Here is a 23550-nt window from a genome sequence, read left to right as displayed (position 1 = left end):
CCGCGTCACGAGGTGCGTCACGGGCTGCGTCGCAGGGTGCGTCACGGACGCGTTGCAGGGTGCGTCACGGGCCGCGTCACGGGCCGCGCCACGGGGTGCCTCACGGGCCGTGTCACGAGGTGCCTCACGGGCCGTGTCACGAGGTGCGTCACGGGCCGTGTCACGAGGTGCGTCACGGGATGCGGGTGCGGGGCGGCCGGGCGGCGCCGAGGAGGGACGCGGCGGGCTGTGCGGCGCCCTGCGGGGCGGCGGCCGGCGGGGCGGCCTGCGGGTCCGCGCCGGAACCGTGCAGCCGGACGGCGCTGAGCGCGAGCACCAGCTCCACCAGGTCGCTCGGGCGGGCGAGCCGCCGCCGGGTCAGCTGCTCGATCTTGCGGAGCCGGTTCAGCACGGTGTTGCGGTGGCAGAACAGCCGCTCGGCGGCGCGGGCGGCGGAGCCGCCGCAGTCCAGCCAGGTATCCAGGGTGCCGAGCAGCACCTCCCGGTAGGCGGGCTCGACGGAGCCGAGCCCGCCGAGCGCGACGTCCCCGAGCCGTCCCGCGAGGCGCGGCTGCGACAGCACCAGCGCGTCCGGGAGCCGCCGGTCGAGCCGGGCGACCTGCGGGCCGGGCCCGTGGCAGGTGCGCAGCGCCAGCTCGGCCAGCCAGCGGGCGGTGCCGAGGTCGGCGAGGCTCTCGGCGACCGGGCTGACGCCCGCGTGCCCGCGCGTGCAGGGTTCGAGCGCGCCGACCAGGTCGTCGAGGTCGGCGGCACCGAGCGCGACCAGCGCCACCTGCGCGTTCGCGCGCATCCGCCACAGGAACCGCATGCCGCCGACCTCGCCGGGCCGCAGGTCCACGTCGGCGGCGAACCCGCCGTCCGCGCGCAGCATCGCGACGGCGTACCGGCCGGTCACGGGCAGGCCGAGGACGGTGCCCGCGGTCGCGAGCAGCCCGCCGTCCGCGCCCTGCCCGTCGAGCAGCGCGTCCACGATGGCGTGGACACGCTCCTCGCTGCGGCGGGCCAGCGCGAACTCGGTGCGGTGGTAGGCGTCGGCGGCGGCGTCCGACTGCTGGTCGATGGTGTCCCAGGTGCGGGTGGCCTGCCGGACGAGCGCCGGGATGTGCTCGGGGTCGTGCCGGCCGACGGCCTCCACGACCGCCTCCCAGAACACGCGCCCGGCGAGCCGGTAGCCGCGCAGGACGTGCTCGAGCGGCTCGCCCTGCTGGGCGCGGCGCTCGCCGAGGCGGCGCGCCCAGTCGAGGTCGGCGCGGCCGCCGCCGGGCTCCAGGATCGCCTCGAACCCGTGCCCGAGCCCGGTGTGGCACACCTCCCACATGTCGCCGAGCACCGCCTCGGGACGGTCGCGGCCGTCCTCGCCGGAGAGGATCTCGGCGGCGAGGCGGTCGGCGAGCTCGGGAAGCCGGTCCTCCAGGCGGAGGACGGCCTTGCGCAGGATCGCTCCGTCAGCGTCCGCCGTCATCGGGAGTCACCTCCAGGACCGAACGGGGGGCATCATGGTCCCATCCGTAACGCACACGAAACCATAATCGTGCGCGCGGACTGTGCCATTGCACAATGCAAAGCTCCCGTGATTGCACCCGCGCCCTGTAACAGAACGCCGCTCTGGACCCGTCCCGTCACGCCGTGCTGACCTATGGGCCCCCGCCTACAGGGAGAACCGGCATGACAGTGACACAGGGACGAGACCCGTTGCACGGACGCGTACCCGAACTGGACGCCATCGGGGAACTGCTCGACCGGGCCCGCGGCGGCCGCGGCGGCGCGCTCGCCATCGTCGCCGACGCGGGCCTCGGCCGGACCGCGCTGCTGGAGGAGGCCGTGCGCCGCGCCGGACCGGACGTCCGGACGATCACCGCGTCCGGCGTCGCCCGCGAGTCGGGCGTCCCGTACGCCGGGCTGCACCGGCTGCTGCGCCCGCTGGCCGCGGAGATCCGGCTGCTCCCGGACGAGCACCGCGCGGCCCTCGCCGCCGTGCGCGGCGGCCGGGAGCACGCCGAGCCGTTCGCCCTCTACGCCGCGCTGTGCGAGCTGCTCGCGCTGGCCTCGCGGGACGGGCCGCTGCTCTGCCGCGCCGACGACGTCCAGTGGCTCGACGAGGTGTCCCTGGACGCGCTGGCGTTCGCGGCGCGCCGCGTCCAGGACCTGCCGGTCGCGGTGCTGCTCGCCGCCCGCGACGACCGTCCCGGTCTCGCCGGGATCCCGCACCTGCGGCTCGGGCCGCTCGACGAGGACGCGAGCCTGCGGGTGCTGCGCGACGCGATCGGCGACGCGGTCGGCGGCGCCCTCGCCGACGCGATCGTCGACCTGGCCGACGGGCGGCCCCGCGCCATCCGCGACCTCGCCGCCGCGCTCACCCCCGGGCAGCTGTCCGGCGCCGCCGCGCCGCCGCGCGCCCTGCCGCCGGGCAGCCCGCTGCGGGCCCTGCACCGCGACCGCTACCTGCGGCTGCCCGCCGGCGCGCAGCGGCTCGTGCTGCTCGTCGTGGCCGACGAGTGGGTCGGCGCCGGGACGCTCGACCGGGCGGCGGGCGCCGCCGGGATCGGCGCGGCCGACGTCGAGGCCGCCCGCGAGTCGGGGCTGCTGCGGTACGAGACGGACGCGGTGACGGTCCGGGACCGGCTCGTCCGGTCGTCGCTGTGGGCCGACGCCACCCGCGCCGAGCGCACCGCCGCGCACGCGCTGCTCGCGGAGGTACTCGTCCACGACTGGCAGTACACCGGGCGGATCTGGCACCGCGCGGCCATGTCCGGCGGGACCGACGACGTGGCCGCCGCCGAGCTCGCGCACGCCGCCGTCGTGTCCCAGGGGTCCGGCCGGTACGCCGACTCGTGGCGGATGTGGCAGCGCGCGTCCACCCTGACCACCGACCGGACCCTCGCCGCCGACCGGCTGCTGTCGGCGGCCGCCGACGCGTGGGCCAGCGGGCGCCCCCGCCGCGCCCGCGCGATGCTGCGGCGGCTCGCCGCGTTCCGCTGCGACGGCGCCCGCACCGCCCGCGCGGACCGGCTGCGCGGCGAGATCGCCGCCGCCTCCGGGGATCCGGCCACCGCCCTCCCGCTGCTGCGGGACGCCGCCGAACGGTTCGCCGCCGACGACGCGGCCCTCGCCCTCGAAACCCTCCTGTGGGCCGCCGAGGCCGCCGAGGCCGCCGGGGACGTGCCCGCGCACGCCGAGATCGCCGAGCGCGCCGCCGCCCTCCCGCTGCCGGACGAGCCGTGGCGCGAGGCCCGCACCCGGCTGATGCTCGACCACCTCACCGGCACGGCCGCCCTGCACGCGGGCCGGTACGCCGAGGCGGCCCGCCGGCTCGCGAGCGCGACGCGGCACGGCTCGTCCGTCACCGACCCGGCCGCGCTGGCGTGGGCCGCCCGCGCGGCGCTCAACCTCGGCGACGCGGGGCTCGCGCCCGCGCTGGCCACCGCCGCCGTCGCGGCCGCCCGCCGCGCCGGGATCGTTCCGCTGGAGTCGTACGCGCTGTCCGTCGCCGCCCGCTGCGAGGTGCTGCTGGGTCGCCCGCCCGCACCGGTCGCCGCCGGGCACGACGGCCTCCGCCTCGCGCAGGCCACCCGGCTGCACGGCCACGCCGCCGAGCAGCTCGCGACCCTCGCCCTGGCCGCGTCCTTCGACGGCGACTCCGGCGCGGCGGAACGGCACCTGGACCGGCTCGCCACGGCCGCCGGGCGCCGCGGCCTCGTCCGCGCCGCCGCGTTCGGCGGCTGGGCGCCCGCCTGCCTCGACCTCGCCGCCGACCGGCCGTCCGACGCCGTCGCCCGGCTCCGGCTGCCCGCCGGGCCGGGCGTCGCGCATCCGGGGGTGCGGCTCGCGGCCGCCCCGCACCTGGTGGAGGCGCTCGCGCGCGGCGGCGACCGGGCCCGCGCCGCGGCCGCCTTCGACACCTTCCGCCGCTGGTCGGAGGCCACCGGCACGCCCGTCCACCGCGCGCTCGCGCACCGCTGCCGGGCGCTGCTCGCCGACACCCCGGCCGACGCCGCCGCCCACTTCACCGAGGCCCTGCGCCTGCACGAGACCGCCGGCGCGGTGTTCGAGCAGGGCCGCACCGAGCTCCTCTACGGGCACCGGCTGCGCCGCGCCCGCAGGCCCCGCGCCGCCCGCGAGCACCTGCGCACCGCGCTGCGGATCTTCGAACGCTACGACGCCGGCCCCTGGACCGAGCAGGCCCGCGCCGAGCTGCGCGCCGCCGGGGAGACCGTCGCACCGCTCGCGGTGCCCGCGCCCGCCGGACCCGCGTCCGTCTCCGGAGCGGCGGTCGTCCCGTCCCGTACCGTCCCGGGGCAGGCGAACGGCTTCGGCGAGCTCACCCCGCAGCAGGCGCACATCGCCCGGCTCGTCGCCGAGGGCGCCACCAACCGCGAGATCGCCGCCCGGCTGCTGCTCAGCCCGCGCACCATCGACCACCACCTGCGCAACGTCTTCACCCGGCTCGGCATCCGCTCCCGCGTCGAACTGGCCCGGATGATCCGCTGACGCGGGACCGCCGACCGCACACCGCACACCGCCACTTGCCGCATTTAATGCACTTTTCGGCCACATCCGACTAATTGGACAGTTTTGTGCTCGCCGGATGCCACTTTTCGTCCACCGGCGGACCGGCCCCGCGCGGGCACTACCGGGCGCGCCATCGCCGACCAGGCAGAGAAGTGCAGGTCCGCCCAGTTCACCCGGCCCCGATTTTCGGTCCGGTTGATATTACTCGGATGTCAAGATCACAAGTCGAGTCAAGATCCACGCCAGTCCTGATGTGGACATGGCGACGCTAAGTGATCACTAGATTCCAGTCGGCTTCGTTGTTACATTGGCCCTGCTCGAGGCGAGCGGATGGTCGAAGTCATTTCGATCCATCTGCGCCGCAGGCACCAACCGAATGTGGGCGACGGAGATCATCATGGTGGATTTCAAATTCAGCATCTTCACGGCCGTCTCGGCCGCGGATGCGGAAGAGACGCCTCTGGTCGACGCCCTCACGCGCGCCATCGAGTCCGCACCGGGACGGTGGCGGATCGGCCGTTCCGGGATCTGGTGCTCGGCCGCCCCCGAGGAGGGGCCGCGACGCCCGCAGGGCTGGAAGCTGCACGTCTCGGCCACGCCGGCGTCCGCGCCGGAGGTGCTCGCACGGGCACTGCCGGTGCTGCTCGCGGGCGAGGCGCGCTCGGCGTTCAAGTTCGCCGCGACGGTCGACTTCGTCGCCGCCCTGAACGCGCGCAACACCTCGCGCGGCCATTCAGGCAAATTCATGACAATCTACCCCGAAAGCGACACGGAGGCCGTGCGGATCGCCCGCGAACTGCACGAGGCGACGCAAGGGCTGGCCGGCCCGCGCGTCCTTTCCGATCGGCCGTACGCACCCGGAAGCCTCGTCCATTACCGCTATGGCGCTTTCGTCGAAGAGCGGCGCCTCACCAATGACGGGTTCTACACGTGGACGATCCTCGACCCGGACGGGAAGCCCGTCGAGGATCAGCGCACCGGCAAGTACACGCCTCCCTCCTGGGTGACATCCCCCTTCCCCGACAACGGCATGAACGGCACCCGGCGGTCACGTGAAGCCGGAGCGATAATGCTCGGCGAACACTTCGCGGTGCGTGAGGCGATCCGCCATACCAACAAGGGCGGCGTTTATCGCGCGGTGGACCGCCGCACCGGGGACCCGGTCGTGATCAAGGAGGGGCGCCCGCACGTCGCCGCCGACATGGACGGGCGCGACACCCGCGACCGGCTGCGCGCGGAGGCCAGGGCGCTGGAGCGGCTGGCCGGCACCGGGCTGGCCCCGCGGCTCGTCGCGCTGTTCCCGCAGGGCGGGCACCTCTTCCTCGCGCAGGAGATGATCGAGGGCGGTCCGCTGCGCGAGTGGGCGGCCGACCGCATCGTCGAGACCGGCTGGGGCGGGCATCTCCCGGCCGCGACGGACATGGCGCGCCGCCTCGTCGAGCTGATGAGCGACGTGCACGCCGCCGGGCTGCTCGTCCGCGACTTCAACCCCAACAACATCATGGTCCGCCCGGACGGCGCTCCGGTCCTCATCGACCTCGAACTCGCGGTCGTCGACGGGGAGGACGGCCCGCGCCAGGCGGGGACGCCCGCGTTCGGGGCACCCGAGCAGCTCGGGGGCGCGGCGCCGCACGCGTCGGCCGACCACTACAGCCTCGGGGCGACGCTCTGCTACCTGTTCACCGGGGCCCCGCCCTACCTGCTGGACGAGTCCCCGGAGAGCAGGCCGCCGGCCGAACGGCTGGAGGAGTGGCTGGCCGCCCGGACGCAGGACCTGGACTTCCCCGAGCACCTGCGCGCGATGCTCCGCGGCCTCATGGCGGACGATCCGCGGCACCGCTGGACGGCGGACCGGGCACGCGAGGCGCTCGCGGCGCGGGCCCCGCGACGGGCGCGCGGCCGGGACGCCGAGACCCCCTGGCCGCGGGAGACGGTCGACCGGGCCATCGGCGGGATCGTCGACGAACTCCTCGCCTCCATGGACCCGGACGCGCCGCACGCGCTGTGGCCGGTGTCGTGCGTGCACGGCGCGCCCGACCCGTGCACCCTGCAGCAGGGCGCCGCCGGCTGCCTGGGCGCGCTGGTGCGGTACGCGGAGCTGACCGGCGATCCGCGCCTTCCGGACGCGATCGCGGCGGCGGCCCGGTGGATCCGCGCGCGGCTGGCGGACGGGACGAGCCGCCCGCCCGGCCTGTACTTCGGCACGGCGGGCGTGTCGTGGTCGCTGCTGGAGGCGGGCCTGGCGCTCGGCGACGAGCGCCTGGTCGACGACGCCGCCGACGTGGCCGAGGGGCTCCCGACCGCCGTGGCCAGCCCCGACATCACCCACGGGACCGCCGGTCTCGGCCTGACCGCCCTGCACCTGTGGTCCCGCACCGGCTCGGCGCGGTTCGCCCGGCGCGCGGACGCCGCCGCCGACGCGCTGCTCGGGACGGTCGAGGACCGCGAAGGCCGGCTGATGTGGAGCACCCCCGCGGACGTCGACTCCAAGCTCGCGGGCAGGTCCTACTACGGGTTCGCGCACGGCATCGCGGGCGTCGGCTACTTCCTGGTCGCCTGCGCGGAGGCGACCGGACGCGACGACTGCCGGGCGCTCGCCCTCCGCATCGGAGAGGAACTCCTCGACGCGGCGGTCGTCGAGCGGGGAACCGCGATGTGGGGGGCCGGAGCCGGTGACGCGCCGACCGCCCCCTACTGGTGCCACGGCGCGTCGGGCATCGGAAGCTTCCTGCTCCGCCTCGGCACCGCCACCGGCGACGCGCGCTTCCTCGAGGCCGCCGACCGCGCCGCCCGCGCCGTCACCGAGCACGCCTGGCGCGCGGTGCTCGGGCAGTGCCACGGCCTGTCGGGCAACGGCGACTTCCTGCTCGACATGGCCGACCTGACCGGCGACGACCGGCACCGGGCGGCCGCCTGGCGGCTCGCCCGGACGATCGTCGCCGCACGCGCGCTCCGCGACGGCCGGCTCGTCCTCCCCGACGAGCAGGGCGAGGTCTCGGCGACCTGGGGCGACGGCCTCAGCGGGATGCTCGGCTTCCTGCTGCGGCTGCGGTACGGGTCGCCGCGCCTCTGGACGGTCGACGCCGCCGCCGCGACCGCGCCGACCACCGCGACCACCGCGAGGGGGGCGTCGTGACCGCCGTCCCCGCCCTTCCCGCCATCCCGTCCCGGTTCGGCTTCGCGTTCTCGGGCGACGGCCGGTGGGCCACCTGCCTGAGCACCGTCCAGGACCGCGTGACGCTGGAGCGGTGGGACCTCACCGGCCCCGTCCCGTCCGGCCGGGCCGTCGGCACCGCCGGCGACCCCGTCGACCGGACCAGCCGCCCGATCCCGCTGGACGACGGCCGCGTCCTCGTGGCGCGGGCCGCGACCGGCGCGGGCGGGGCGCCGGCCGGCCACGGGACCGTGCTCGCGGTGCGTCCCGGCGGCCCGGACGGCCCGGACGGCGCGGCCGCCCGATCGTGGCGGATCGCCCCGATGCTCGCCGGATACCCGCTGGCCGGTCCGGGCTCGCCCCAGACGCTGGTCGTCGTGACCGTCGAGGACGAGCGGCACTCCCGGATCTGGGTCCTGCCGCACGGCGCGGGCCCGCCGGAACCGGTCGTCCGGATCCCCGGCGTGCTGTCGGGCGGTGTGTGGCTCGACGACGGGCGCACGCTGGCGCTCGACCACGCGGGCGACGGGCACCGGACGGACGGGATCGTCGTGGACCTGCGCGAACGGTCCTGGCGCCGGATCTGGACGGTCTCCGACACGACCAGCGACCGCATCGTCGCCTGCGACCGGGCCGCGCGGCGGCTGGCCGTGACGACCGGCGGCCCCGGGCGCGCCGTCCCCGCGATCGGGCTGTGGTCGCCCGGCGGCGGCCGGGTGCGGTTCCCCGCGTCCCTCAACCGGCCCGGCCGCGCCCGCACCCCGCTGGCCTTCGGCGGCGGCGAACGCCTGCTCGTCTGCGAGGACGTCGGCGCGACGTCCCGCCTCCTGATCCACACCCCGGCCGACGACCGCGTCGAACCGGTGCCCGGGCCGCGCGGCGTCCTGTCGCCGCCCGCGTCCTGGACCGGCGGGCGGATCCACCTGCGCTTCTCGGCGCCGCACCAGCCGCCGACGCTCGCGACCGCGCACCGCGCCGGCTGGTCGCTCGCGCGCCGCCCGGCCGGCACCGCCGCCCGCTGGGCGGGCGCCGACCTGGTCGAGCTGCCGGGCCCGGACGGGCCTGTCGAGGCGATCGTCTACGGCGGCGCCCGCTGGCACGAGAGCGACCGGGTGGTCCTCGCGCTGCACGGCGGCCCGCTGGCCGCGTGGCGGCTGGAGTTCGACCCGCTCTTCCAGCATCTCGCCGCCGCCGGGATCGCCGTCGTCGCCCCCAACCAGCGCGGCAGCACCGGCTACGGCGAGCGGCACCTGCGGGCGGTCGTCGGCGACTGGGGCGGGCCCGACCTGGCGGACGTCGTCCACCTGGGCCGCGGCATCGCCGAGCGCCGCCGCGGCACCGGCGCCAGGGTGCGGGAGCCGGTCCTGCTCGGCGCCAGCTACGGGGCGTGGCTGGCGCTGCTGGCGGCGTGCCGCCACCCGGACCTGTGGGCGGCGTGCGTCGCGCTGGCGCCGTTCACCTCCCCCGCGAGCCTCTACCGCGACGCCGCCGCCCCGGTCCGGGACCGGGTGGCGGCCCTGCACCGGCCCGGCGGCACCGGACGGGACGCGCGGCGCGACGTCCTGGCCGCGTGCGGCGCGCTCACCGCGCCGCTGCTCGTGGCGCACGGCACCCGGGACGAGGTCGTCCCGGTCGGGCAGTCCCGGGCGCTGCGCCGGCGCCTCCTCGAACTCGGCAGGACCGAAGGGCCCGGCTTCGAGTACCTCGAAGTCGACGACGACCACACCGCGGTCGTCCAGGCATGGCCCGCGGACCTGCGGACGAGTGTGGTCCGCTTCTGCCTCGGCGCGGGGCGGACCTTGGTACCGAGCAAGGAGAGGAGGTGAACACAGATGGACATCTTCGACGGTGACCTGGTCGCGGAGCTGCAGGACCTGCCCGAGACCGACCCGATCGAGATCGACGGCATCCAGCTCGGCGGCACGTGCACGTGCGCCGGTCTGCTGACGCTGCTCAACACCGTGTGCGTCGGCGTCTCCTGCGCGTGACGCCGAACACCCTGACACGGTTCGGGAATAGAGCTTGACCCCGGCCCGTAGACACCGGTCACGGATCGGTCGGCTGACCCGGCCGATCCGTGACCGGACCCACCCATCACTGTAACCAATGCCCGCCGGGAGGGAAGGGAGCCGACCCGCGTGACAGGCAGGGTCCGGACCGAACCCGCCGGCGGCGAGACCGCGCCCCGCACCGAAGCCCCCGCCGCGCCCCCCGCGCCGGCGGTGCTGCGCGCCGGCGGACGGCGGCTGCTGCGCGCGGCGATGCGCCGCACCCGCGCCCTGATGGGCGTGCTGGTGCTGTGCACGCTGCTGCGCGTCCTGGCGACCCTCGCGACGCCCGTCATGCTCGCCCGCGCGATCGACGCCGTCCACACCGGCCGCCCGCCGGGCGGCGCCCTGACCGGGCTGGCGGTCGTCCTCGCCGTCGCCGCCCTGGCCGACGCCGGGGAGGACCTGGCGGGGTCCTACTGCGGCAGCCACGTCACCGCGTGGCTGCGGCACCGGCTGATCGGGCGGGTCCTCGAACTCGGGGTGCCCGGCCGCCGCCGCTTCCCCACCGGCGACGTGCTCTCCCGGCTCACCGAGAGCGCGAGCGGCCCCGCCGCGTTCCCCGTCCAGCTCGTGTCGGTGGCGGCGACCCTGGCGACGACCGCGGGCGCCGTGGTCGCGCTGGGCCTGATCGACTGGACGCTCGCGCTGGCGTTCGCGCTCGGCGTGCCGCCCGCCGTCGTGGTGCTGCGCGTGTTCGTGGCCCGCGCGGGCGAGCCGTTCGCGGACTACGCGCGCCACCAGGCGGCGGTCGCGACCCGGCTGCTGGACGCGCACCAGGGGATCCGGACGATCCGCGCCTCCGGCACCGCGGACCGCGAGGTCGCGCGGATCCTGCGGCCGCTCCCCCTGCTGCGCGACGCCGGGCACCGCACCTGGGCCGTGCAGGGCCGCGTCGGCTGGCGGCTGGCGCTGCTGGCGCCGCTGCTGCAGGTCGCGGTCGTCGGCGTCGCCGGGCTGCGGCTCGCCACCGGCGACATCACCCCCGGCGGGCTCGTCGCCGCCGCCTCCTACACCGCGATGGCCGTCGGCGCCGCCGCGCTGTTCGACACCGTCGTCGCGCTGCTGAACTGCGAGGTCAGCGCCGGACGGGTGCAGGAGGTGCTCGACACCGTCCCGGCCGTCGCGCCGCCGCCGCGCCCGGTCGCGCTGCCGGACGGCCCCGGACGGCTCAGCCTGCGGGACGTCACCGTCCGGATCGGCGACCGCACCGTCCTCGACCGCCTCGATCTGACGGTCCCCGCCGGGACCGGGGTCGCCGTCGTCGGCGCGTCCGGGACGGGCAAGAGCGTCCTGGTGTCGCTGGTCGGGCGGCTCCTCGACCCGCAGGAGGGCCGCGTCGAACTCGACGGCGTCCCCGTCACCGCCGTCGCGCCGCCGGAGCTGCGCCGCGCCGTCGCCTACGCGTTCGAGCGGCCCGCGCTGCTCGGCGCGACCGTGCACGACACGATCGCCTACGCGCGTCCCGAGGCCACCCGCGCGCAGGTGCGCCGGGCCGCCCGGACGGCCGCCGCCGACGACTTCGTCCGCGCCCTGCCGGACGGGTACGACACCCCGCTGGACCGGGCGCCGCTGTCGGGCGGCGAGCTGCAGCGGCTCGGGCTCGCCCGCGCGGCGCTGACCGGCGCCCGCGTCCTCGTCCTCGACGACGCCACCAGCAGCCTCGACACCGCCACGGAGATGAAGGTGACGCGGGCGCTCCAGCGGCTCCTGGCCCGCCGCACCAGCCTGGTGGTGGCGCGGCGGCCCGCCACCGCGGCCCGCGCCGACCTGGTCGCCTGGCTCGACGGCGGCCGGATCCGCGCGCTCGCGCCCCACGCCGAACTGTGGGCCGACCCCGACTACCGGGCCGTGTTCGGCACCGCCCCGGGGCCCGGCGGATGAGGGTCCCGCCCGCGGCCCGGCTGCTGCGCCGCCACCTCCGGGGGCGGGGGCCGGCGCTGCGCGGGCTCGCCGCGTGGTCCGTCGTCGAAGGCCTGCCCGTGCTCGCCGGGGGCCTGCTGCTCGCCCGCGCCGTCGACCACGGCTTCCTCGCCGGTCGCCCCGGAACCGGCCTGGCGTGGCTCGCCGTCCTGGCCGTCCTCTACCTGTGCGGCGCCGAGGCGACCCGGCGCATCTACCCCCGGCTGGCCACCACCGTCGAGCCGCTCCGCGACTCCCTGGTCACCGACGTCGTCACCGCCTCCCTGCACCGGACGGGCGGCACGGGAGGCGAGGCGGACGGGACGGCGGGCGGGGCGGGGACGGGCGTCGCGCAGGTCGCCGAGCAGGCCGAGGCCGTCCGGGTGCTGCTCGGCACCGCGCTGCGCAACGTCCGCCAGCTGCTCGCCGCCGGGATCGCCGCACTGGTCGGGCTCGCGCTGCTCTCCCCGCCGCTCGCCCTGGCCATCGCCCTGTCGGTCGCCGTCGCCGTGGGCGTGTTCGCCGCCTTCCTGGGCGTCCAGATCCGCCGGTACCGCGACGTCGTGCGGCAGGCCGAACGGATCGGCGAGTCCGGCGCCGCGATCGTCGCGGGGGTGCGCGACGTCGTCGCGTGCGCCGCCGAGGACCGGGCGGCCCGCACGGTCGCCGCGTCCATCGACGCGCAGGCGGCGGCGATGCGCGCGTTCGCCCGGTCCCGGCTCGTCCGGCTCCCGGTGCTGGCGCTCGGCGTGCACCTGCCGCTCCTGGTGCTGCTCGCGCTGGCCCCGTCCCTGATCGACGGCGGGCGGCTCACGACCGGGGAGGTCGCCGGCGCGGCCGGCTACCTCATCACCGGGCTGCAGCCGGGGATCGTCCTGCTGGTCGACGCGGGCGGCACCCTGCTGCTCAGCCTCGCGGTGATCCTCGGCCGGCTCGCCGAGACGGGCGCGGGCGGCACCGCGCCCGCACTCCCCGCCCGGCCGGGGCCCGTCCCCGCCTCGTCCGACATCGAACTCGACCGCGTCACGTTCGCCTACTCGCCGCGCGCCGCGCCCGTCCTCACCGGGTTGAGCCTGCGCATACCGGCGGGCACCCACCTGGCCGTCGTCGGCCCCAGCGGCACGGGCAAGTCGACGCTCGCGAACGTCCTCACCGACCTCGTCCGCCCCCAGCGGGGCACCGTCACGCTCGGCGGCGTGCCGCTGCCCGACGTCGACCGGGACCGGCTCCGGTCCGCCGTGACGCTCATCCCGCAGGAGAGCTACATCTTCGCCGGAACCCTGCGGGAGAACCTCGCCTACCTGCGTCCGGGCGCCACCACCGCGCAGCTCGACGAGGCCGCCCGCGCGGTGGGCCTGGAGGAGACGCTGCGCCGGTTCGGCGGCTACGACGCCGCCGTCCCGCCGGGCGGCGGGTCGCTGTCCCACGGGGAACGCCAGCTCGTCACGCTCGCCCGCGCGTACCTGTCGGCGGCGCCCGTCCTCATCCTCGACGAGGCGACCTGCCACCTGCCGCCCGCCGCGGAGGCCCGCGCCGAGCGGGCGCTGGCGGGCCGGGGCCGGACGCTCGTCGTCATCGCCCACCGGATCAGCTCCGCCGAGCGGGCCCACCGGGTGCTGCTGCTCGACTCCTCGGGTCCGATCGTCGGGACGCACCGCACGCTGCTCGACCTCAGCCCGCTCTACGCCGAACTGGTCGGCCACTGGCGGACCTGAACGGTCAGGCCGGCGGGTCGGCGTAGACGCCGTGCAGCATGCCCGTGGCCTGCCCGACCTCGATGAGGCGGCCGTCCGGATCCACCATGTAGCAGCGGATCTCGGCCTTGCGGTCGATCGGCTCGGTGAGGAAGCGGGCGCCCAGCGACGTCGCGCGCGCGTGGAACGCGGCGATGTCGGCGACCCGCACGTTCATGAACGCCGTCACCGGGTCCCCCGGCTCGGGCGCCCGCAGCGTGACGTCCGGCTTGTCGGGGGTCGGGCCGCCGCCGGGATTCATGATGATCCACGTGTTGGCGACCCGCACGATCGCCGGGTTCTCCGCCAGGACGACCTCGCCGCCGAGCACGTCCGCGTAGAACGCGCGCGAGCGGGCGACGTCCCGGACGGTCAGGAAGTGCGTGAGCACCAGCCCCTCGGTGGGCGCGGGCAGCTGTTCGCGGGTCACCATCGGTCGTCTCCTTCACACGCGGTGGTTCGTCTTGTGCGCCCAGCGGGCGGGGTCGGCCTCCAGGACGTCCCGGTCCCAGCCGGCGAGGTCGGCGGCGGCCTCGTAGGTGTCCTGGAGGAACGCCAGCAGCGCCGCGTCGGGGTCGGGATCGTCGGCGACCGCCTCGTACGGCAGCAGGAACTGGCCGTTCTCGGCGCTGTAGAACGCGGCCGACGGCCGCACGGAACGGGCCGCGAACCCCTCCGGCTCCGGGTAGGCGTACGCGTAGAACGCGCCCTCCTCGCCGCCGCCCGGCCAGAACCCGCAGCTGCTCAGCTCCCGCGAGTACCCCTCGACCATCACCCAGTCGCCGCAGTTCGGCGCGCCGCCGGGATGGTCGGGCGCGGTCCGGCCGGAGAACCGCGTGCACGCGAGGTCCAGCGCACCCCAGAACACGTGGACGGGGCTGACCTTCCCGACGAACCGCGACCGGAACTCCCCCAGCACCCGCGACCCCTGCAGCAGCTGCCGCCAGAACAGGTGCGCCGCGTCCGCGTCGTAGGACGCGTGCACGTCGTCCTCCGCGAACGGGATCGCCGGATCGACCTCGTTCGGATGCCCCTGGATGCGCGTCTCGACGCCGAGCCGGCCGAGGGCCCGCATCGTCCGGTCGTGGAACTCCGCGACCGTCATCGGCTCCAGCGCGAACCCCTCGTCCGTCCCGTCGCTCCCGCGCAACCGCAGCCGGTGCCCGACGAAGTCGAACTCGACGTCGAACGCGCCGGTGCCGTAGGGGATCGTCGACGTCGTCAGCCCGCGTGGGCTCACGTACAACGTCACGTTCCACCAGTGGTTCACCAGCGGCGCGTGCGCCAGCCGCACCTTGCCGACGATCTGCGCCCACATGTGCAGCGTGTCGCGCGTCGCCTGCCAGTCGGCCACGCGCAGCCGCGGCCACCCCTGCCGTCCCATCGCCGTCCCCCTCGGCCGGAACCATGACGTCCCGTCCTCATGCCCCGCCGGGCGGCGGTCACTCCGCCGGGGCGTAGGCGACCTCGCGGAACTCGTCGAACACCCGCGCGGACTCCGGCGAACCCAGCTCGACCTGCGTGAACAGCACCGCGACGAGATCGGCGGACGGGTCGGCGAACGCCATCGTGCCGAGGCCGCCCATCCAGCCGAACCGTCCGGCGCGGGACTCCGGCGGGTCGTCGCGAGTCTCGACCGCGACGCCGAACCCCCAGCCGCCCGACTGGAGGAACATCCCGGCGCCCGCCTTCTCCGCCGCGCGGAGCCGATCGGTCGTCATCGCCGCGACCGACTCCCGCGACAGCACCGGGCCGCCGCCGTCCAGCAGCGTCCGGAAGAAGGTCACGTAGTCGTCGGCGGTGGAGACCAGGCCGCCGGCGCCGGACGGGAACGCGGGCGGCCGGTCGCGCGGGTCGTCCCGCGGCGTCAGCACGCCGGACCCGTCCGGCGGCCGGTAGGACGCGGCCAGCCGGTGCGCCTCGCCGGACGGGACGTGGAACCCGGTGTCGCGCATCCCGAGCGGCTCGAAGACCCGCTCGCGGAACAGGTCGGCGAGCGGACGGTCCGCCGCGCGGGCGAGCAGCACCCCGAGCACGTCCGAGCCCGTGTCGTACAGCCAGCGCGCGCCCGGCTGGTACGCGAGCGGCAGCGCGCCGAGCCGTCCGAGCCACTCGCCGGGCGCCAGCTCCGTCGGGTCCGGGCCCGGGGCGACGCCCGCGGCCGCCATCGCGTCCCCGAGCGGGCACGGCTCCGTCATCGCGCCGGTTCCCAGCCGGAACGTCAGCAGGTCGCGGACGGTGATGGCCCGTGCCGCGGGGACGGTGTCGTCCAGCGGCCCGTCCGGACGGCGCAGCACCCGCGGACCCGCCAGCTCGGGCACCCACCTGTCCACCGGGTCGTCGAGCGCCAGCGTGCCGTCCTCGACGAGCGACAGCGCCGCGACGGCCGTCACCGGCTTGGTGAGCGACAGGACGCGGAACAGCGCGTCCCGGCGCATCGGCGCGCCGCCGCCCGCCGCCATCGACCCGAGCACGACCGCCCGCGTCTCCGCGCCCCGCCGGACGAGCGCGACGAGGCCCGGCGCGAGCCCCGCCCCGATGTGCCCGTCCAGCACCCGCCGCACCCGATCCGGCCCACGCTCGTCCGGCATGCCCGACTCCCTCCGTCGCCCTCGCCGCCCTCACCGATATGGACCGGGCGGCCCCGCCGAACTCATCGCGGCCCGCGGCACCGCAAGATGCCCCGGCTCTGAGCGCCCTCGGTGTCGCGACTCGCCGCTCAAGAGGGACACTGCCCGGCGAGTCGAGGCAGCGCAGGGGGTCCCGCCGGGCCAGGTCATCGTTTCCGTGGCTGCTGACGGGTCATGGCCTGGACGATGTGCAGCAGGACCTCTTCCCGGTCGTCGATGAAGGTGATGGAGCGGGCGGTGCGCTCTGCTTCGTTCAGCAGGGCCAGGGCATGCTGCGGGTCAGAGTTCCGGACGGCTCCCGCGACCACCGCCAACGCTTGTGCCCCGTAGAACTCCAGGGGTTGGGCCACCCTCCACTTGTTGGGAAAGAACTTGGTGACGAAGCGGTCGATGTGCTGCCTGCGGATGGAGCGGGCAATACGTTCGGCCGTGGCCGGGTCGAACCCGGCGATGGTCTCGGTGACCTTTCCCAACGCCTTTGTCCGGTCGTAGGGGTCGGCGATGGAGCGGACGATGCGCTGGGCCTCGGCCGGGTCGAGCGCAGCGAGGTTCTCCGCTACATCCGGCAACGCCCACTTCTGAAACGTCTTGGTGTCGGAGCGGGTGATGCGCTCGGCCTCGGTCAGCAAGCCCCGCGCACGGTACGAGGCATGCCCCGCGACCGCTCCCGCGATCTCGCTCAGCGCCCGTGCCCGGCTGAAGCCGGGGACGAGAGTACGGGCGATGTGTTCGGCCTCGGCCAGCAGCGCCCGGGCATGCTGGGGGTCGAGTTCCCAGACCGCCCCCGCGACCTGCCCCAACGCCGGTGCCCGAGCGGTTGGATTGGTGATCGAGCGGGCGATGCGTTCGGCCTCGGCCGGAGCGGTTTCCATCACCACTGCTGCCACCCCCTTAAGTGCCCATGTGCAGGTCGGGCCGGGGATGGAGCGGGCGATGCGTTCGGCCTCGGCCGGAGCGTACCCGGCGGCGGCTCTCGCCAGGAACATCAACGTCTGTTCCCGGAGGTCAGCGTCGGTGATGGAATCGGTGAGGCGTTCGGCCTCGTCCAGCAAGGCTTGCGCCCGCTCCGGAGCGCGTCCTGCGACGACGTCCGTGACCGTTCCCAATACCGTGGCCCGCCTATAGGGGTCGGTAATCGAGCGGGCGATGCGCTCGGCGTCGTCCAGCAGGGCTTGCGCCCGCTCCTGGTGGTCGGTCATCTCCGCCTTCGCTACCGCCCCCAACGCCCGTGCCCGGTCGAACGGATCGGTTATGGAGCGGGCGATGCGTTCGACCTGCGGTGCAGCACCTTCAGGGTGGTTGTGATGATGGACGTGCTGGTCTCCGGCCACCTGGTGGACAACGCCGCCATCGCGGGCCCTGGCGTCCTGGCGCACCTCGCCGGAGTCACGCCGAGGGCGTTTCATGACGGGGAGCGGCGCCCCTGATCGCCGCCGATCTGCCGGATCGCGCCGTCCTCGTCGGCCCGGGCGTTCTGCCGCACCTGCTCCCCGCCCTCCGCGGCGGGCCGACCGGCGCCACCGGCCGCCGCGGCGCCGCGAGGAACCTGATCTCCGCCGACCTGAGTGACCTGGCCCCGCCCGGTCGCCCGCGCCCGCTGGCTCACCCGCCGCCCCGGAGCCGGCGCTCCGGCCAGCCCGTACGCCGCCACGGCCACGCCCACGACAGCCACGAGCGACCCGACCACGCTGCCCAGCTTGTCGGCCTCTTCCAACCCCACCACCGCGTAGTACACGGCGAGCCCCGCCACCGCTGCCACCGTGATCGTGGCCCCGCCCCATACCCAACGACCGCTCATACTCACTCATCATTGGTCACGGCGAGCCACATCACCAGGACTCGGGAGCCGACGAGACGACCGCCGGCGGCCGGTACCGGACAGACCCGCCGGCCGGACGACGCACACCGGGCGGTGGCGAGGTCCCCTCGACACCGCCCGGTGCCGCGCATGTTCGCGGCGGCGGGACTGCCCTGCGAGCGGCTCGTCGCACGCCTGGTCGACGCCGCCGCCGTCCCCGGCCCCACCGGTGCGGAGGCCGCGCTCGCGCGCACCTGACCGCGTCCGCCGGGGCGGGCTTCGCATACGCGGGCGATATGCCGCGCCGCCTAACCTGCCCACATGCGAGTGCTGATCGTGGAGGACGAGCCCTACCTGGCCGAAGCCGTCCGGGACGGTCTCCGGCTGGAGGCGATCGCGGCGGACATCGCCGGCGACGGCGACACCGCCCTGGAACTGCTCGGCGTCCACTCCTACGACCTCGCCGTCCTGGACCGCGACATCCCCGGCCCGTCGGGCGACGAGGTCGCCCGGCGGATCGTCGCGTCCGGCAGCGGCGTCCCCATCCTCATGCTCACCGCGGCCGACCGGATCGACGACAAGGCGTCCGGGTTCGAGCTCGGCGCCGACGACTACCTCACCAAACCGTTCGAGCTGCGCGAGCTCGTCCTGCGGCTGCGGGCGCTGGACCGCAGGCGCGCCCACGCCCGGCCCCCGGTCCGCGAGATCGCGGGCCTGCGGGTGGACCCCTTCCGCCGGGAGGTCTACCGCGACGGGCGCCACGTCGCGCTCACCCGCAAGCAGTTCGCCGTGCTCGACGTCCTCGTCGCCGCCGAAGGCGGGGTCGTCGGCGCCGAGGAACTCCTGGAGCGCGCCTGGGACGCGAACGCCGATCCCTTCACCAACGCCGTCCGCATCACCGTCTCCGCCCTGCGCAAGCGGCTCGGCGAACCGTGGATCATCGCCACGGTGCCCGGCGTCGGCTACCGGATCGACACCGGCGGCGCCCATGGATAGGCGCCCGGGGCTCAGCGCCCGGCTGAAGCTCACCCTCAGCTACGCCGGATTCCTCCTCATCGCGGGGACGCTCCTGCTGGCCGTCGTGTGGGTGTTCCTGCTGCGCTACGTCCCCGACGACGCGTTCGTGACCGGGCCGCGGGCCGGCCGGCAGTGGTCGCCCGCCCCGCAGTTCTTCCCCGACCGCTCCGACCTCCAGCGCGCCTTCGCGCCCCGCGCCGCCCAGGCGATGGCCTTCCTGCTGCTGTTCGGCCTCCTCGGCGGATGGCTCCTCGCCGGACGGATGCTCGCGCCGCTCACCCGGATCGCGGACGCGGCGCGGATGGCCGCCGACGGATCCCTGTCCCACCGGATCCGCCTGGAAGGCCCGTCCGACGAGTTCCGCAGGCTCGCCGACGTGTTCGACACCATGCTCGGGCAGCTCGAATCCCACGTCGGCGAACAGCAGCGGTTCACCGCCAACGCCTCCCACGAACTGCGCACCCCGCTGGCGATCTCGCAGACGCTCCTCGACGTCGCCCGCAACGACCCCGCCCGGGACCACCGCGAACTCCTCGAACGCCTGCACACCGTCAACGCCCGGGCGATCGACCTCACCGAGGGCCTCCTGCTGCTCGGCCGCGGCGACCGCGGCGCCTTCCCCGCGAGCCCGTCGAGCTGTCCCTCCTCGCCGAGGAGGCCGCCGAGACGCTGCTCCCCCTCGCCGAACGGCGCGGCATCACCCTCGACGTCACGGGCGAAACGGCGCACACCCTCGGCTCCGCCGAACTCGTCTCGCGGGTGGTGGCCAACCTCGTCCAGAACGCCATCGTCCACAATCTCCCCGCCGGCGGCACCGTCACGGTCCACACCGGATCCGGTCACGACGCGAGCGTGCTGCGGGTCGAGAACACCGGCCACCGGATCCCGCCGGAACTGGTGCCGACGCTTACCGAACCCTTCCAGCGCGGGACGCGGCGCGTGCGCTCCGACGAGCACGCCGGCGTCGGCCTCGGCCTGGCCATCGTGCACAGCATCGTCCGAGCGCACCACGGAACCCTCGACCTCGCCCCCCGCCCCGCCGGCGGCCTCCGCGCCACCGTGAGGCTCCCCGCCGCCACCGCCCCCGACCGCCCCCGATAGATCGCCGCGCGACGGATGCCGGGATCGCGCCGTATCGCGGGCGTATCGGAATCCGCATACGCCGCCGCAACAAGCTTCCCGCTTCGGTGGAGGCACGGGCCGCGGCGGCCCGTGCCGGGGGCGCGATGCCCCGGCTCCGGAAAGCGATCACCAAGGGAGCACACCGTGGCCGACGGCGAAGGATGGGACCGGCGCTCGCTGCTCAGAGGCGCCGCCGTGGTGGCCGGTGCCGCCGCGACGGCGCCGCTGCTGGGCGGGACGTCCGCGGCGCGCACCGGCACCGCTGACGCGGACGCGCTGTTCAAGGCCGGGAAGTTCGAGCAGGCGGGCCGCGCCTACGAGGAGATCCTGAGAGCGGACCCCGCGAACCTGCACGCGGCACGCCGCCGCGGCCACGTCGGGCTGCTGAGCAACAGCTTCCGCGACGCGGAGAAGTACCTCAAGACGGCCCTCGACCTGGCGCCCGACGACCGGGAGACCAACCGGCTCCTGGCCGACTGCTACATCCGGCAGGATGAGTTCGCGCTCTCCGTCCCCTGCTGGCAGGCGGGCGGCACGGAGATCTTCGCCCGCTGGTTCGGGGCGATCCGCGGTGAGCCGTACCAGATCCACGGCGACACCGCGCGGCTGCCCTGGCGGCAGACGGACCCGTCACCGCTGGTGGAGGGCTCCGTCAACGGCGGGCCGCCGAAGCTCTTCATGCCCTACACCGGCGCCCCGTGGCTGGGCATCTCCGTGCAGATGGCCGAGGAAGCCGGGCTGACCCCGGTGGCCGAGCAGCAGATCGACTACCTGGACGGCACCGCCTGGCAGTACTTCGGGGTCCTGGACTCCTTCAGGCTGGGCGGCATCGAACTGCGCAACGTCCCCGTGGTGTGGACGGACACGGACCAGGACTCCCCCGGAGGCGGGGACGGCATCATCGGCACGTGGGTCTTCTACCACCTGCTGACCACCTTCGACTACGCGGGCCGGTCGCTGATCCTGCGCCGCCCGACGCCCGAAGCGTCCCGCCGGGCCCGCGCCGACGCCGCCCGCGCGGGGGCCCGGCCGCTGCCGCTGTGGATCGCGCGCGAGCACAACCTGCACAGCATGGGCAGCGTCGCCGGCTCCGCCCCGGCGGTGGTGGGCCTGCCCATCGGCGGAACGAGCGAGAACGCCGTGGTCATGTCCGAGGAGACGGCCAAGCGGTTGCGCGTCCGCACCGACTACGACCGCCCGCTGGAGACGTTCGCCCACAGCCACCCGACCGTCACCTACCCCTGCTACCCGGAGGAGGTCCGCCTCGGCGGCGCGGTCGCCAAGGGCGTCTACTCCCTGGTGAACCCGAACGGACCGCTCGGCCGCTCCGGGTTCGACGTGCTGGCCGCGTTCTTCCACTCCTTCTACAAGCCGTTCAACATCACGCTCGACTTCACCGAGATGAACGTCTACATCGCCAGAGGCAAGGCCCCCTGACAGCCGCACCCGCCTGCCGGACGACGCACGCGCCGGGCGGCGGCGAGGGGATCCTCGCCACCGCCCGGCCGCACCCCGTCGGTCAGGCCAATCACTGTGAGGGAGAACCCCCACACCCCCCGAAGGGTCGCCCGACCGCCACCCTCCACTCCGCAGAGCTCCGCTGCGGGCGTCGGTCAGACCAATCACTGTGAGGGAGAACCCCCACACCCCCCGAAGGGTCGCCCGACCGCCGCCCTCCACTCCGCAGAGCTCCGTTCCGGGCGTCGGTCAGGCGACGGGCTCCAGGGGCGGGGCGTCGTCGCTGAACTGGGTGCGGTACAGGTCGGCGTAGCGGCCGCGGGCGGCGAGCAGCTCGTCGTGGGTGCCGCGCTCGACGATCGTGCCGCCCTCGACCACGAGGATCTGGTCGGCGGCGCGGACGGTCGACAGGCGGTGCGCGATGACCACGGCGGTGCGGCCGTCGAGGGCCTCGGCGAGGGCCTCCTGCACGGCGGCCTCGGACGTCGAGTCCAGGTGGGCGGTCGCCTCGTCGAGGATCACGACCCGCTGCCGGGCGAGCAGCAGCCGGGCGATGGTGAGGCGCTGCCGTTCGCCGCCCGACAGCCGGTAGCCGCGCTCGCCGACGATCGTGTCCAGGCCGTCCGGCAGGCCCTCGATCAGCGCGTCGAGGCGGGCGCGGCGCAGGACGCTCCACAGCTCGTCCTCGGTGGCCTCGGGGCGGGCCAGCAGCAGGTTCTCGCGGATCGACTCGTGGAACAGGTGCCCGTCCTGGGTGACCATGCCGAGGGTCGCGCGGATGCCGGCGAAGGACAGGTCGCGGACGTCGACGCCGCCGAGCCGGACGGCGCCCGAGTCGACGTCGTACAGGCGCGGCAGGAGCTGCGCGATCGTGGACTTGCCGGCGCCGGACGAGCCGACGAGCGCGACCATCTGCCCGGGTTCGGCCTTGAACGAGATGCCGTGCAGGACCTCCTGCCCGCCCCGGGTGTCGAGGGTCGCGACCTCCTCCAGCGAGGCGAGGGACACCTTTTCGGGCGAGGGGTAGGAGAAGCGGACGTCGTCGAACTCGACCGAGACGGGCCCGTCCGGGACGTCCCGCGTGTCCGGCTTCTCGGCGACCAGCGGCTTCAGGTCCAGGACCTCGAAGACCCGCTCGAAGCTGACCAGCGCGCTCATCACCTCGACGCGGGCGCTGGCCAGCGCGGTCAGCGGCGCGTACAGGCGGGTCAGCAGCAGGGCGAGGGCGACGACGGCACCGGCGTCCAGGCTGTTTCGCAGCGCCAGGTAGCCGCCGAGGCCGTAGACGAGCGCGAGGGCCAGCGCCGACACCATCGTCAGCGCGGTGATGAACACGTGCTGCACCATCGCGGTGCGGACGCCGATGTCGCGGACGCGGCGGGCCCGTGCGGCGAACTCGGCGGACTCGCGCGCGGGCCGTCCGAACAGCTTGATCAGGGTCGCGCCGGGCGCGGAGAACCGCTCGGTCATCTGCGTGCTCATCGCCGAGTCGTGCCCGACGGCCTCGCGTTCGAGGCGGGCCAGCCGGGAGCCCATCCGGCGGGCGGGCAGCAGGAACAGCGGCAGCAGCACCAGCGCGAGCAGGGTGATCTGCCACGAGATGCCGATCATCACGGCGAACGTCAGCGCGACCATCACCAGGTTGCTGACGACGCCCGACAGGGTGTCGCTGAACGCGCGCTGCGCGCCGATCACGTCGTTGTTGAGGCGGCTGACGAGCGCGCCGGTGCGGGTGCGGGTGAAGAACGCGACCGGCATCCGCTGGACGTGGTCGAACACGGCGGTGCGCAGGTCGAGGATGAGGCCCTCGCCGATGCGGGCCGACAGCCACCGGTTGGCGAGGCCGAGCCCGCCTTCGGCGACGGCCAGCACGGCGATCAGCACGGCGAGCCACACCACGGTGGACGTGGCCGCCCGTTCGTTGATCGCGTCCACGACCCGTCCGGCCAGCACGGGCGTGGCGACCGCCAGCACCGCGAGGACGACGCTGAGCAGCAGGAACGCGGTGAGGGTCCGGCGGTGGGACCGGGCGAACGCGCCGATCCGGCGCAGCGTCGCCCGGTTGAAGGGCCTGCGGTCCTGGGCGTTGGCCGCGTGGTGCAGCGACATCCACGCGGTGACTTCCATGTCCATGCGTAATCCCCGTATCTGAGATGCTCCGTCGTGGAACATCATCAGA

At 75.4% G+C, this 23550-nt stretch carries 16 protein-coding genes and 1 pseudogene; 10 read left to right on the top strand and 7 right to left on the bottom strand.

Annotated features, from left to right (window positions below; genetic code table 11):
• Positions 1-172: 172 nt before the first annotated feature.
• Entirely contained in the window at positions 173-1462 is a 1290-nt protein-coding gene (locus F7P10_RS26690) for a CdaR family transcriptional regulator (protein WP_151013286.1), read from the bottom strand.
• A 203-nt stretch (positions 1463-1665) separates the two neighbouring features.
• Between F7P10_RS26690 and F7P10_RS45160 the strand changes: the two genes are divergently transcribed.
• The 6 genes from F7P10_RS45160 to F7P10_RS26665 all read left to right on the top strand — a co-directional run bounded on the left by F7P10_RS45160 (position 1666) and on the right by F7P10_RS26665 (position 13328).
• Positions 1666-4488, top strand: coding sequence for a LuxR family transcriptional regulator (locus F7P10_RS45160; protein WP_151013284.1), 2823 nt, complete (start codon positions 1666-1668; stop codon positions 4486-4488).
• 418 nt (positions 4489-4906) lie between these two features.
• Positions 4907-7645: a class IV lanthionine synthetase LanL gene (gene lanL / locus F7P10_RS26680; RefSeq protein ID WP_218040148.1), complete on the top strand. Its 2739-nt coding sequence runs from the start codon at positions 4907-4909 to the stop codon at positions 7643-7645.
• Positions 7642-9489 (top strand): alpha/beta fold hydrolase, encoded by a 1848-nt coding sequence (locus tag F7P10_RS26675; protein WP_151013282.1) that lies wholly within the window; start codon positions 7642-7644, stop codon positions 9487-9489. Before lanL ends, F7P10_RS26675 begins: the two co-directional genes overlap by 4 nt.
• Positions 9490-9495: 6 nt before the next feature.
• A complete protein-coding gene (locus F7P10_RS42705) occupies positions 9496-9651 on the top strand; it encodes a VenA family class IV lanthipeptide (RefSeq protein ID WP_176611670.1) in 156 nt (51 codons plus the stop codon).
• Between the two features lie 150 nt (positions 9652-9801).
• Positions 9802-11595: an ABC transporter ATP-binding protein gene (locus tag F7P10_RS26670; RefSeq protein ID WP_151013281.1), complete on the top strand. Its 1794-nt coding sequence runs from the start codon at positions 9802-9804 to the stop codon at positions 11593-11595.
• Positions 11592-13328 carry an ABC transporter ATP-binding protein gene (locus F7P10_RS26665; RefSeq protein ID WP_151013279.1) on the top strand — a complete coding sequence of 579 codons (1737 nt, stop codon included), beginning with the start codon at positions 11592-11594 and terminating at the stop codon, positions 13326-13328. Before F7P10_RS26670 ends, F7P10_RS26665 begins: the two co-directional genes overlap by 4 nt.
• 4 nt (positions 13329-13332) lie before the next feature.
• Here F7P10_RS26665 and F7P10_RS26660 read toward each other — a convergent pair whose 3' ends face one another.
• The 5 genes from F7P10_RS26660 to F7P10_RS26640 form a co-directional block, all read right to left on the bottom strand.
• Entirely contained in the window at positions 13333-13779 is a 447-nt protein-coding gene (locus F7P10_RS26660) for a VOC family protein (RefSeq protein ID WP_151013277.1), read from the bottom strand.
• Between the two features lie 12 nt (positions 13780-13791).
• On the bottom strand, positions 13792-14730 hold the full coding sequence (locus tag F7P10_RS26655) for a DUF5996 family protein (protein WP_151013275.1): 939 nt from the start codon (positions 14728-14730) through the stop codon (positions 13792-13794).
• A 58-nt stretch (positions 14731-14788) separates the two neighbouring features.
• The gene (locus tag F7P10_RS26650; RefSeq protein WP_151013273.1) at positions 14789-15937 is read right to left on the bottom strand and encodes a serine hydrolase; all 1149 of its coding nucleotides are present in this window, start codon (positions 15935-15937) and stop codon (positions 14789-14791) included.
• Between the two features lie 185 nt (positions 15938-16122).
• Positions 16123-17352, bottom strand: coding sequence for a hypothetical protein (locus F7P10_RS26645; RefSeq protein WP_151013271.1), 1230 nt, complete (start codon positions 17350-17352; stop codon positions 16123-16125).
• 26 nt (positions 17353-17378) lie between these two features.
• Positions 17379-17774 (bottom strand): hypothetical protein, encoded by a 396-nt coding sequence (locus tag F7P10_RS26640; protein ID WP_151013270.1) that lies wholly within the window; start codon positions 17772-17774, stop codon positions 17379-17381.
• A 321-nt stretch (positions 17775-18095) separates the two neighbouring features.
• Between F7P10_RS26640 and F7P10_RS26635 the strand changes: the two genes are divergently transcribed.
• The 4 genes and pseudogenes from F7P10_RS26635 (at position 18096) to F7P10_RS26625 (ending at position 21350) form a co-directional block, all read left to right on the top strand.
• Positions 18096-18770 (top strand): response regulator transcription factor, encoded by a 675-nt coding sequence (locus tag F7P10_RS26635; RefSeq protein WP_151013268.1) that lies wholly within the window; start codon positions 18096-18098, stop codon positions 18768-18770.
• Positions 18763-19344 (top strand): annotated as a pseudogene (locus tag F7P10_RS45515) (HAMP domain-containing protein); the annotation flags it as partial. The gene F7P10_RS26635 and the pseudogene F7P10_RS45515, both read left to right, overlap by 8 nt.
• Before the next feature lie 206 nt (positions 19345-19550).
• The gene (locus F7P10_RS45150; RefSeq protein ID WP_302851480.1) at positions 19551-19892 is read left to right on the top strand and encodes a sensor histidine kinase KdpD; all 342 of its coding nucleotides are present in this window, start codon (positions 19551-19553) and stop codon (positions 19890-19892) included.
• Positions 19893-20057: 165 nt separating this feature from the next.
• Positions 20058-21350, top strand: coding sequence for an aspartyl protease family protein (locus F7P10_RS26625; protein ID WP_151013266.1), 1293 nt, complete (start codon positions 20058-20060; stop codon positions 21348-21350).
• A 270-nt stretch (positions 21351-21620) separates the two neighbouring features.
• Here the strand turns inward: F7P10_RS26625 and F7P10_RS26620 are convergent, their stop codons facing one another.
• Positions 21621-23504 carry an ABC transporter ATP-binding protein gene (locus tag F7P10_RS26620; RefSeq protein ID WP_151013264.1) on the bottom strand — a complete coding sequence of 628 codons (1884 nt, stop codon included), beginning with the start codon at positions 23502-23504 and terminating at the stop codon, positions 21621-21623.
• Positions 23505-23550 lie beyond the last annotated feature (46 nt).

It is taken from the genome of Actinomadura sp. WMMB 499 (assembly GCF_008824145.1).
GTDB lineage: Bacteria > Actinomycetota > Actinomycetes > Streptosporangiales > Streptosporangiaceae > Spirillospora.
Note: the sequence above shows the minus strand (reverse complement) of the source record. Positions and strands in the feature narration are given on the sequence as shown.